This window comes from Campylobacter sp. IFREMER_LSEM_CL2256, assembly GCF_025771645.1.
In the GTDB taxonomy this organism is placed as follows: domain Bacteria; phylum Campylobacterota; class Campylobacteria; order Campylobacterales; family Campylobacteraceae; genus Campylobacter_D.
The window spans coordinates 87,174-98,484 of the sequence record NZ_JAKMQQ010000004.1; the positions used below are offsets into that span (position 1 = coordinate 87,174).

General features: G+C 28.6%; 11 protein-coding genes. 1 reads left to right on the forward strand and 10 read right to left on the reverse strand.

Annotated elements, in window-relative coordinates:
• Genes L8U00_RS03065 through mqnP form a run of 3 tightly spaced genes read right to left on the reverse strand, consistent with a single transcriptional unit; the run spans position 1 to position 1,884 of the window.
• Complete coding sequence (locus L8U00_RS03065; protein ID WP_070255378.1) at positions 1-522, reverse strand: hypothetical protein; 522 nt, start codon at positions 520-522, stop codon at positions 1-3.
• Positions 515-1,018: a hypothetical protein gene (locus L8U00_RS03070; protein ID WP_263708468.1), complete on the reverse strand. Its 504-nt coding sequence runs from the start codon at positions 1,016-1,018 to the stop codon at positions 515-517. The genes L8U00_RS03065 and L8U00_RS03070 overlap by 8 nt, the downstream gene beginning before the upstream one ends.
• On the reverse strand, positions 1,009-1,884 hold the full coding sequence (gene mqnP / locus L8U00_RS03075; protein ID WP_263708469.1) for a menaquinone biosynthesis prenyltransferase MqnP: 876 nt from the start codon (positions 1,882-1,884) through the stop codon (positions 1,009-1,011). Before mqnP ends, L8U00_RS03070 begins: the two co-directional genes overlap by 10 nt.
• Before the next feature lie 69 nt (positions 1,885-1,953).
• Between mqnP and miaA the strand changes: the two genes are divergently transcribed.
• Positions 1,954-2,829 carry a tRNA (adenosine(37)-N6)-dimethylallyltransferase MiaA gene (miaA, locus tag L8U00_RS03080; RefSeq protein ID WP_263708471.1) on the forward strand — a complete coding sequence of 292 codons (876 nt, stop codon included), beginning with the start codon at positions 1,954-1,956 and terminating at the stop codon, positions 2,827-2,829.
• On the opposite strand, the gene L8U00_RS03085 is transcribed toward miaA, so the two are convergent.
• The 7 genes from L8U00_RS03085 to nuoI are packed head-to-tail and all read right to left on the reverse strand — an operon-like array spanning position 2,820 to position 11,308.
• Positions 2,820-5,183: a tetratricopeptide repeat protein gene (locus L8U00_RS03085; protein ID WP_263708472.1), complete on the reverse strand. Its 2,364-nt coding sequence runs from the start codon at positions 5,181-5,183 to the stop codon at positions 2,820-2,822. The genes miaA and L8U00_RS03085 overlap by 10 nt on opposite strands.
• A 24-nt stretch (positions 5,184-5,207) precedes the next feature.
• Positions 5,208-6,605 (reverse strand): NADH-quinone oxidoreductase subunit N, encoded by a 1,398-nt coding sequence (locus L8U00_RS03090; RefSeq protein ID WP_220701700.1) that lies wholly within the window; start codon positions 6,603-6,605, stop codon positions 5,208-5,210.
• The gene (locus tag L8U00_RS03095; protein ID WP_220701701.1) at positions 6,605-8,074 is read right to left on the reverse strand and encodes a complex I subunit 4 family protein; all 1,470 of its coding nucleotides are present in this window, start codon (positions 8,072-8,074) and stop codon (positions 6,605-6,607) included. Before L8U00_RS03095 ends, L8U00_RS03090 begins: the two co-directional genes overlap by 1 nt.
• Position 8,075: 1 nt before the next feature.
• On the reverse strand, positions 8,076-9,878 hold the full coding sequence (nuoL, locus tag L8U00_RS03100) for an NADH-quinone oxidoreductase subunit L (RefSeq protein ID WP_230107728.1): 1,803 nt from the start codon (positions 9,876-9,878) through the stop codon (positions 8,076-8,078).
• On the reverse strand, positions 9,866-10,177 hold the full coding sequence (gene nuoK, locus L8U00_RS03105; RefSeq protein WP_070255456.1) for an NADH-quinone oxidoreductase subunit NuoK: 312 nt from the start codon (positions 10,175-10,177) through the stop codon (positions 9,866-9,868). The genes nuoL and nuoK overlap by 13 nt, the downstream gene beginning before the upstream one ends.
• Positions 10,177-10,683 carry an NADH-quinone oxidoreductase subunit J gene (locus L8U00_RS03110; RefSeq protein WP_070255396.1) on the reverse strand — a complete coding sequence of 169 codons (507 nt, stop codon included), beginning with the start codon at positions 10,681-10,683 and terminating at the stop codon, positions 10,177-10,179. Before L8U00_RS03110 ends, nuoK begins: the two co-directional genes overlap by 1 nt.
• A complete protein-coding gene (gene nuoI, locus L8U00_RS03115) occupies positions 10,676-11,308 on the reverse strand; it encodes an NADH-quinone oxidoreductase subunit NuoI (protein ID WP_039668894.1) in 633 nt (210 codons plus the stop codon). Before nuoI ends, L8U00_RS03110 begins: the two co-directional genes overlap by 8 nt.
• Between the last annotated feature and the right edge of the window lie 3 nt (positions 11,309-11,311).

An 11,311-nucleotide genomic window follows, 5' to 3' on the forward strand; every position in this document is an offset into this window, starting at 1 on the left:
TTATAATAATTTATTAAATTTCAAAATAAGCTCAACTCTACCCATACCTATACGCAAATCTTTGGCAATTTGCTCAATGGATTTTTTTTGATTAAAAAGCTCTATTACCTTTTGTTCTTCATTATCATAGCTTGGGCTTAATTTTGTAATACTTTGAGTTTTTTGTTCTAAATTTAATAAACGATTTTTTTGCTCACTTTGAAATTCTTCAATCACCTCTTCTACTTCTTTTAAAGCACTTAAAATAGGAATGATATTTTGATTAATTTTTTGTTCTAATACCTGCAAAAGTTCTTCTTTTAGCTCTTCTTTAATGGCTTCAGTGTCTATTTCTTCTTTTTCTTGCTCTTGTTCATCTAAACTTTCTTTTTTTAAATAATGATATTGCTTATTTAAATCTTCTATCATCTTACCAAGCTCGTTAATCTTAGCAATACTTTCTTTTTCTTTTATCATCATATAAGCAAACATAGCAAAAATTAATAAAGCTACCACAAGCCACAATAATAAATCACTACCCATTTTCTTGCTCCTTTAAAATCTTAATCATCGCTCTTTGCATATTTGCCACAAAATTATCATACACAAGCTCATCTTCTGCTTTTATTTGTGTGATTTTTGCCTCATTTTCATTTAAAGCTTTAAAAAAAATACTAATTTTTTGACCATTTAACTCAAATCTTGCATAATATTCCTCATCTTGAGTCAAACACTTTTCTTTAAATTGAATGTGTGCAAAATTTACACCTACCACAAAAGCTTTATATTTTAAATCTGTAAATAATTTTGTTTTATTGATATCATTTTTTATCAAATACAATTCTTGCTTTAAATCCATAAGCAAATCAAAAATAATTTGCTCACCCTCACTAAATTCCACTCTTGAGGCAAGCTTTTTCCATTTGCTTAAATTGACATAATTATTGCTTGAAAGATATTCTTGCAAAAACTCTTCATATCTTTCTTTACTCTCTTCAAACTCAAGCTCTAACGAACTTTTAAAAAAATTTATCTCCATAAAAGATCAACCCAAATAAATATAAAAAACACTATACTTAAATACCCATTTAAAGTAAAAAATGCTTTATCGATTTTTGCAAAATTCTTTCTAACTATGCGGTGCTCAAAAAATAAAATAATCGCACTAATTATCACCCCTAAAAAGGCAATATTTCCCGTTGGAGCCACCCAAACAAATAAAAGCCAAAAAAGTACTGCTAAAACATGGCAAAACGCTGAGATAAATAAGGTTGCTTCGAGTCCAAATTTAGCAGGTATAGAGTACAAGCCTGTTTTTTTATCATATTCCATATCTTGCAAAGCATAAAGCAAATCAAAACCAGCTGTCCAAAAAGTAACACCCAAACACAAAATCACACTATAAATTTCAATACTTCCCAAAACTACAATGCTACCTGCAATAGGAGCAAGTCCTAGGCAAAATCCTAATACTAAATGTGCTAAAGATGAAAATCTTTTAAAGGTTGAATAAATAGCTAAAATAAATAATACCGGCAAGGAAAGAGCAAAAGCTAGCTTATTAATAAAATAACTTGCCAAAACAAAAACAATAGCATTTAAAATAATAAAAAGTAAAATACTAGTTTTACCTATACGCCCATCGATATTAGGTCTATTTGCACACCTTGGATTATTTTTGTCAATATCCTCATCCATCAAACGATTAATCGCCATTGCAAAATTTCTTGCACTCACTGCACAAATAACACCCAAAAATAAAGCCTTAAAGCCAAACCAAGTGCTATCATTTAAAATAACAGAAGCCACAATCATTGAAGTGAATAAAAAAGGTAAAGCAAAAATAGAATGCTTAAAAACTATCAAATCTAAAATATCTTTCAATTTTTCTTTTAATATAGGCATTTTTTCTCTTTATAATATATTTTTGTTATGATTTTACTAAAATAATTTTAAATTTAGGATATTTTTACGATGTTTTTTGAATTTGCACTCATTGGAACTACCGCAAGTGGCAAAACAGAACTTGCTAATAAACTAGCCTATGAATTTAATGCAAGTATTTTAAGCCTTGATAGTCTTTGCGTGTATAAACAAATCAACATCGCTTCAGCCAAAACAGAGCAAAAAACCTTAGACGAGCTTGATTATTTTGGCATAAATTTATTAAATGTCAATGAGCATTTTAACATCGCTTTGTTTTTTGAAGAATACAAAAAAGCAAAGGCTTTTGCCAAAAAAAATAATCAAATGCTTATTATTACAGGTGGAACTAGCTTTTATTTAAAAGCTTTAATGGATGGCTTGAGTGAAAATTTCAAAGAAAGCCAAAGCGCACTAAGTAACGATGAAATTTATCATTTAATGACAAAAATTGATCCACAAGTAAAAATAGAAAAAAACGATACTTATCGTTTGAAAAAATGGCTTGGAATTTATGAGCAAACTAATAAAATTCCAAGTGAAGTTTTAAAAGAAACCAAACAAGAAGCTTTGATTAAAAAACTTGATATTTTTGAAATTTCTTGGCAAAAAGATCTTTTAGAAAAACGCATTATTAAGCGCACTAAAAATATGCTAAATGAGGGTTTAGTAGATGAAGCTAAAATGTTATTTGATAATTATGATCATAATTTAAAAGCACTAAATTCCATAGGTTTAAAAGAATGCAAAGAGTTTTTAGATAAAAAAATAAATTTAAATGAGCTTGAAGAGCTCATCATCATCCACACAAGACAACTTGCCAAAAGACAAAGAACTTTTAATAAAAAATTCAATAAAGAAATTTTAGATTTTCAAAACGCTTATGAAAATTTAAAAGCTTATATTTTAAAAAAATATCAAGGCTGAGTGTTTAAGACATTTAATTTGTCTTTACATAAATTTTGCCAATTGCTTGTTGCATTAATATCTATACAATTTTGCAAACTTTGCTTTTGATTTTGCACATCTTTTAAATCTTCATATACATTACTTTGCATATAAAAAGCTCTTGCACGCTCATCATCTTTTAAAGGATTAGCAAGTAAGTCTTTAAACAAAGTTAAAGCTTGTTGGGCTTGATTGTTTTGTTTTAAAGCTTTGATATAGATAAATTCTAAATCAGGACTAAAAAGATTCACCCCTTTTAAATTTTGATAGTCAATAGCCTTTGGAGCATAAGTTAAAATGCTGGTTAGAAAATTATTTTTTTCACAATAACGCAAAAACTCATAATATAATTCCACCATACGATAATTCATAGGAAATTGCTCTAGTTTTTGTAAAGTTCTTATCATGGCATTATAATCTTGCAATCTAAGTTCGGCAAAAAATTTAATATAATTTGCTTCAAATTTTTCATTATCGCTAATAATCGTTCTTGTGTTTAAAATATCGTTAATTGTTTTTATAACAAAGTTATAGCGTTTATCTTTAAGAGCTAAATCAGCACTTTGAAGCTTATAAAAGATAATATCATCGTTTTCATTTTCCACTATGTATTTTTTAGCTTCTTCTATGCGCGTTGTGCGTTTAAAACACTCAAGCATTTGTTTTTTATTTTGTATTTTGCCTCCTATATTATAAGCTTTAAAATCATCATATATTTTAATAGCAGCCAAACACTCATCATTTTTTAATCTTTGCTCTAAAACCAAAATAGCAGCTTGTTCTAAAAGATTTTTTACTTCTTTATTGGAGTATTTTTCAATGTCTTTTTGATAACTTATAACCTTTTCATAATTTTTTTCTTGAAAATATAATTTGACATTATCAAACAGCGCCTTACTAGAAATTTCTCCAGCGTATTTTTTCATAATTTCTTCATATTTTTGATGCAAAAAGCTTGCATTAGCATCTTTTAAATATAAAAAGTTTTTATCTTGTGCTTCTTTAATTAAACTCACATATTCACCCAAAGGAAAATCTTCTGCATAAAGATCTAAATATTTTTGAGCTTTAATATGCTCATTTGCATTTAATAAAGACAAGGCAAGATCTTTTAATACTCTTTCATATTCTTTATCTACCTTGGTTAAATGCGTAAAAATATATTCATAAATTTTAGAACTTAAATCATAAACCCTATTATTAGCAAAAGCTTTTGCTAATAATAAAGAATTTTCCAAATCGCTCATGAAAAATTCAGGGTTTGATTCTAAAATTTTATTTGCTAATTCTTTGGCTTCTTTTATATTTTTTGCCTCTAGATGATTTTTTGATAAAAATAAAGCAGCTCTACTGGCTAAATCTGCATTTGGAGTAGAATAATACACATCTTGATAAATATTATTTGCGGTATTTTTTTTACCCAAATGATACAAATAATCTGCATAATCAAGTAAAGCCATTATAGTATATTTATCGCCTTTGTGTTCAGTATTTAAAGTATCTATAATATATTCAACATTAGATCTTTGCGATAAACCCATATAAACTCTCATCATAATATACATCACTTCTGTATAATCTTTATCGTTAATATAAGTTCTTACCCATCTTTTAGCATCATCTAACATTTGCTCTAAAATTACCTGGTCTTTATCAAGTTCATAAGTGTATAGTTTATTTTGAGCTCTTAATTTATAAAGCTCAAATTCATTCATAAATACACTACCCTTATAACGCTTAATAGCGCTAGTTGCATCCCTTAAAACCTGATCATATTTTTTTGCTTCATATTCTTGTTTTATACTAAAATAAGCGTTAAAATCTGCACTTTTTGAAGTTTCCATAGGATTAGAATTTAAATCTAATGCTCCAATATAAGGCATTAATGCATCATCAAAATAAATATCAAAATCAAGCCCATCGCTAGGTTTATAATACCTTAAATCTTTGGTAAAAATAAATACAAAATGCTTAGAAGCATCTTCACTTTGACTTTGAATTTCTTTAGCATTAAAAATATCTTGAGAATAATTAAACATCTTAGCTAAAATTTTAGGATAGATTTTGATTGTCAAAAAAGTTTGGTGCTTTTCAAAATAAATCGTAAAATCATCAAATTCTTTATTTTGAAACTGCATATTGCTAACACCTAAAACATTGCACTCAAAATGGGTTTTTTCAAATTCAAAAACACTTTTGCAAGTAAAATCCTTATCATCTTTTAAATGCAAAAGCGTAAAAGGGCGTTTATGCTCTTCCCCTTTATTAACAATAATTTCAAAAGAAAATGTATAAGTTATACTTAATAAAAATAAAAATAAAACCCTTATCATAAGCGTGATTATAGCAATATTATTTTACAAAAGCAAAAACACGCAAGAAACACTTCCAATCAAACACAAGCATAAAATAATCTTTTGTTTTACATCTAAGTTTGCACTTTCTATGATTTGAGCCTTTTTGAAAAAAACATAAATTAAAATTTTTAAATAAGCATAAAGCATAATCATAGAACTTAAAGCTATAGCAAATATAAGTACATAATAGCCTGAGTTTAAAATAGAAGCTAAAATTAAAATTTTACCCCAAAAAATACCAAAAGGCGGAATACCTGCTATACACAAAATGAATATAGCTAGCATTATAGACAATACTGGTCTTTGATTAAACAAGCCCGAAAAACTCTCAAATGAACTTTTTTGAAATAAACTCAATATCAAAAAAATTCCATAATTTGCAAAAGCAAAAGATATCCAATACACAAACAAAGCAAAAATTGAAAGCAAATAAGAAGTCCCATCTCCTTGAGAACTCACACTCATACTAGAAACAATAACTGCTAATATAAAAGAAGAATGAGTAATAGAACTATATGCTAGCATTTTTTTCACATCTTTTTGGATTAAAGCTACTATACTTACAACAAGCATAGAAAAAATTGCTAGTAATGCTACTATGTATTCAAATTTTACTCCACCGCCCAAAGCAGAAAAAATTCTTAAAACTACTATTATCATAGCTATTTTTGGTACTATAGATATAAATGCTATAAAATTTGTATGCACTCCACAATACACATCTTTTAACCAAAAATGAAAAGGTGCAATAGAAAGTTTTACTCCAACAATAACTAAAAACATTACCCCAGCACAAAGCAAGATAGGATCTGAAATATATTCAGAATACAATAGATTATCTAAATCCAAAGATTTTGTTTTTAAATATACAAAAGCACAAGCAAAGACAAAAAACCCAGCGCCTACTGCAGCTAAAGTAAAGTACTTTATACTAGAGCTAATAGCATTATGAGTTCCTCTTAGCGCTATTAACGTATAAAGAGCTAAAGAAGAACCTTCTAAAGCTAGGAAAATTACAATTAAATTAGTGCTTGATATCATCAATATCAAAGAAGCAATCATAAATAAAAACAAAGAAAAAAACTCTGCCTTTTGCTCATCTTTATCCATTAATAAATAAAGCATTGAAAAAACTAAAATAACTATTTGAGCAAAAATTGCATAATTATCACTTACAAATAAACCAAAAAAGGCATGAGAATTATCTAAAACAAAGCCATTATAAAGCAATAAAAAACACAAAGCACTAAATAAAGCTATAACACTTGCTCCTATATAAAAATTTCTAGAAAGTTTTTTAAATGCATCCAATAAAAGCAAAACAATAGCCCAAAAAAGCAATGATAACACAGGAAATAATAATACAAAATTGAATTTTTCTAAACTAAAGCCACTCATTAAAAACCTCTTATATCATCTATGATTTTTTGATTTTCTATTGCAATATTTCTTGTTTGCATAACTTCAAGAATGCTATTTACATTCAAAGCAATTTCATCAAGCATAGCACTTGGAGCTATCCCTAAATAAATTACCAAGGCACTTAAAATACCCAAAACAAAAATTTCACCTTTTTTTAATATTAATTTCTCCATTTTTTCTTCACTAGTGGCAAAAAACATATTTCTATAAATATTTAACATGTAAATAGCCCCTAAAATAATCACACCACCTGCAAATAATGCATACCACAAATTCACACTTGCTATGCCTTGTAAAATTAAAAACTCACCTACAAAAGAAATAGTCAAAGGCAGTGAAATAGATGAAAATAATAACACCGCAAAGAAAAAGCTAAATAATGGAGCTGTTTTAGCTAAATTTTTATAAAAGTCTAAATCAAAAGTATGATATCTTTTATAAAGCATATAAGCAGCCAAAAACAAACCACCCGTTACTATACCATGTGCAAACATGTAAAATACAGAACCACTAACCCCATTATAAGTAAAAGTCACAATACCCAAAATCACCACACCCAAATGCGAAATTGAGCTATAAGCAATTAATTCTTTTAAATCTTTGGTTTTAAAAGCAATTAAAGCTGCATATAAAATTCCAACTATACATAAAATAGCAAGTAAAGAATAATAATGATTTAAAGTATCAGGTGTTAAAGGCAAGATAAATCTTAAAAATCCAAAAGGAGCCATTTTAAAACTAACAAGCATTACAGATACTAAAGTCGGACTTTTTGCATAAACTTTTGGCGCCCAAGTGTGGAAAGGAAACAAAGGACTTTTAATCGCAAAAGCGATAAAAAATCCTATAAAGATTAAATTTTGCACACTTTCAGGTATGAAAAATTCACTCTTATACCAAGCAAGTAAATCAAAACTCCAATACCCAAAACTTTGATAATACAAAAATCCTACATAAATAATCGCTAAAAGCATGAGCATAGAACCGCAAAATGCATAAATGAAAAATTTAATCCCTGCTTTATAATTATCTGAATATCTGCCTATTAAATAAATAAGAGGTATAAGAGAAAACTCCCAAAATACATAAAACAATAAAGCATCCAATGAAGCAAAAAGTCCTATAATACAAAATTGCAATAAAAATATACTTACAACAACACTTTTATCTTGAATATCCAAACATATAAAAGATAAAAAAATCATAATAGAACAAAGCAACATCAAGTAAAGCGCTATAGCATCTACACCGATATGAAAATTAACTATTAAAGAATTTAAACTAAACTCATAAGCTATGCCATTATAATAATTAAACAATAAAAAAACATTAAAAACTAAAATCAAAAAGCTAACTAAAATAGCAAAAGACTTGCTATCTTCTTTTTGCAAAAACAAAGCTATAAAAGCTGCAAAAAATGGAAATAACATTAATAAACTAAGCATTCTACACCGCCAACGCTAAACAAAATAAACATACAAAAGCCAACACTGCGATTCTTAAAACCAAAGAATAATCCTTACCTATACTAAGAGTCCTAGCAAAAGTTTTAAGGAAAAATGCAACACTATCTACCAAAGTATCTAAAATTTCTTTATCGCTTTTTCTTAAAAATTCACAAAATAAAGCATATTTACTAACAATAAATTGATGATAAAACCTTGGTATATAGTATTCATTAAACAAAATCTTATAAATACTTGTTTTAGAAAGTGATGGTTTAAACCAATTTTTCCAATAAGCCATGATAGCCAAAAGCACTCCAAGCACTGCAGCAGCACTTGCAAGCATCATAACTAAAGAATTTTGCCCATCAATAAAAGCTAAATTTTTACTTACAAACTCCATAAAGCTATGCTCAAAAAATCCTGCAACAATAGCAAGCAAAGCCAAAGGACTCATCGCAAGTAAAGCTATTTTACTAGCTTCATGAGGATGTTCTTCATGTCTTTTTGGAGTAAAAAATACAAGCATTAAAAGTCTAAAACTATAAAAAGCTGTCATAAAAGCTGCTATTAAAAGTACCAAGAAAATTCCATGATGATGACTTATAAAAGAAAATCCTAAAATTAAATCTTTAGAGAAAAATCCTGCAAAAGGATAAATTCCTGCTAAAGCTAAAGAACCTATAAGCATTAAAATAGCACTAAAACGCATACTTTTATAAAGTCCACCCATCTTGCTAATATCAAGCTTATCATTCATCGCATGCATAACATTACCTGCACCTAAGAACAATAAAGATTTAAAAAATGCATGGGTTGCTAGATGAAATAAAGCTATAGCATAAGCCCCAAGACCTGCTGCTACAAACATATACCCAAGTTGAGAAAGCGTTGAATAAGCAATAATTCTCTTTAAATCTTTAGCCACCATAGCCATAGAAGCGGCAAAAAGCGCTACAAAAGCTCCAAGTATAGCGATAAAATACCCTACTTCAGGGACTTGCAAATAAAGCTCTCCAGCACGAATCACCAAATAAACTCCCGCAGTAACCATAGTTGCAGCATGGATTAGCGCTGAAACTGGTGTAGGTCCTGCCATAGCATCAGCAAGCCAAGTATGGAAAGGAAATTGTGCTGATTTACCCATAGCGCCCACAAAAAGTAAAAGTGCTATTAAAATCAAAATCATATCATTTTCATGCCCTAAAGATAAAAGGGTAAAAAACTCATCGTATTTTAAAGAATTGAACTCTATATAAATTAAGAAAATTCCTAAAAGCAAAGCCAAATCTGCAATTCTATTCATGATAAATGCTTCATTAGCAGCAAAGGTATATTTTTCATTATGATACCAAAAACCTATCAAAAGCCATGAGCAAAGTCCAACGCCCTCCCAACCTATGAAAAGTCCTAAGAAATTATCACTCATAATCAAGAACATCATAGAAAAAACAAAAAGCCCTAAATAACTAAAATAGCGATTAAACCCTTCATCGTGTTCCATATAAAATATACTATATAAATGCACAAAAGTAGCAACTATACTTACTACATTCATCATAATTAAAGTAATAGAGTCTATTTTAAAACCAAAACTAACATCTACCAAAGATATCCAAGTACCAAGTTCAAAATTAAAATGCACTCCATTGCTTAATAAAATAATTGAAGCAAGTGCCGAAAAAGCTATAAATAAAGAAGCTAAATAACCTAAAATAATTTTCTTAGCACTAAAAGCAAAAATACCTAAAACAATGGCCGAAACTAAAGGAGAAAAAAGTGCAATTAAAGCTAAATTTTGCATTTTAACTCTCCTTTTTCAGCTAAAGAACTAAGCTCTAGTGTTCCTGTTTTTCTATACCATAAAACACAAAGTGCTATCCCAACAGCTACTTCACAAGCTGCAACCCCCATTACAAATAAAGCAAAAATTTGTCCTTCAATATCTTTATGAGAAACTCCTGCTGTAACTAAGGCCAAATTAGCAGCGTTTAATAAAATTTCACTTGAAATAAAAAGCATAATTAAATTTTGGCGTTTTATAATACCTATTAGACCAATGATAAACATTAAAATAGCCACAATGTAGTATTTTTCTAACATCATTGCTCATCCTTTTTTATATTTTTTTGAGTAAGTGCTATAGCGCAAATTAAAGCTATTAAAAGTAAAATTGCCATAAATTCAAAAGCGAGCATGTATTTTGTAAATAAAGTAAAACCTATTTGCTGAGTTGAATCAAGATCATAAACTTCACTAGTTTCATTTAAACCAAAGTTATAGCCCATAATAATACTAATTAACAAAATAGCACTAAAAATCACAGCAAAAATAAATACTCTTTTACCTTTTAGACCTTCCTTTACTTTTATCGAAGCATCAAAAAACATCATAGCAAAACTATAAAGACCTAAAATAGCCCCACTATAAACGATAATTTGAATCGCTCCAATAAATTCAGCATTAAGTAAAAAATAAAATCCGCTCAAAAACACCATAGCCGCAGCCAAAGAACTAATAGCATAAAGTACACTAGTACTTAAAACGCTAATTAGAAAAAATCCCAATACCAAAACACTTAACAAACAAAAAGCTATCGTTTCAAACATTTTCTTCCTTTGGGGTATCTTGCTGTCTTTGCAAATCTATCTCATAATAATTTGGAGTTTTCTTTACTAAATCATCAGCATCTTTTCTTAAACTACCACTTCCTTCAAATACTACTTGATTTTTAAGCTCATCGATAGGAGTTAAAAAATCTTCCTTTTGACCAAAATACGATCTTTGCTCTGCTGCATTTTCATACTCTTTGCCATGCACAATAGCAAGTTCAGGACAAACATCAGCGCAAAAGCCACAATAAATACAACGTCCTAAATTGATACTATAATTTTCAACCTTTTTACGTCCATCTTCGCTTAAACTTGTTTCCATTCTTATGCAATTACTAATGCAAATTTTTTCGCACAAGCCACAACCAATACAACATTCATTTTCACTTTCAATAAAACGCATCAAACGATGTACCGCACGGTAGCGATTATCTAAAGCAACTTTTTCCATAGGGTATTTAATCGTTGCACTATTATTTTTTTTAAACATTTCTCTTAATACGACAAACAAACCTACAAAAAGTTCTGTATTTAAAGAACGCTTGATTACTTGTATGAATTTTTCATAAGCATTTTGAGGATTTTTACGCTCAAAATCTACTTTAAAATAACCTTTTTTCATTGT

Excerpts from the sequence above, each read along its gene's own strand:
- L8U00_RS03095 (WP_220701701.1), bottom strand. The coding sequence starts at position 8,074 with ATGCTTAGTTTATTAATGTTATTTCCATTTTTTGCAGCTTTTATAGCT.
- miaA (WP_263708471.1), top strand. The coding sequence starts at position 1,954 with ATGTTTTTTGAATTTGCACTCATTGGAACTACCGCAAGTGGCAAAACA.
- L8U00_RS03110 (WP_070255396.1), bottom strand. The coding sequence starts at position 10,683 with ATGTTTGAAACGATAGCTTTTTGTTTGTTAAGTGTTTTGGTATTGGGA.
- L8U00_RS03090 (WP_220701700.1), bottom strand. The coding sequence starts at position 6,605 with ATGAGTGGCTTTAGTTTAGAAAAATTCAATTTTGTATTATTATTTCCT.
- L8U00_RS03085 (WP_263708472.1), bottom strand. The coding sequence starts at position 5,183 with ATGATAAGGGTTTTATTTTTATTTTTATTAAGTATAACTTATACATTT.
- nuoL (WP_230107728.1), bottom strand. The coding sequence starts at position 9,878 with ATGCAAAATTTAGCTTTAATTGCACTTTTTTCTCCTTTAGTTTCGGCC.
- L8U00_RS03070 (WP_263708468.1), bottom strand. The coding sequence starts at position 1,018 with ATGGAGATAAATTTTTTTAAAAGTTCGTTAGAGCTTGAGTTTGAAGAG.
- nuoK (WP_070255456.1), bottom strand. The coding sequence starts at position 10,177 with ATGTTAGAAAAATACTACATTGTGGCTATTTTAATGTTTATCATTGGT.
- L8U00_RS03065 (WP_070255378.1), bottom strand. The coding sequence starts at position 522 with ATGGGTAGTGATTTATTATTGTGGCTTGTGGTAGCTTTATTAATTTTT.
- mqnP (WP_263708469.1), bottom strand. The coding sequence starts at position 1,884 with ATGCCTATATTAAAAGAAAAATTGAAAGATATTTTAGATTTGATAGTT.
- nuoI (WP_039668894.1), bottom strand. The coding sequence starts at position 11,308 with ATGAAAAAAGGTTATTTTAAAGTAGATTTTGAGCGTAAAAATCCTCAA.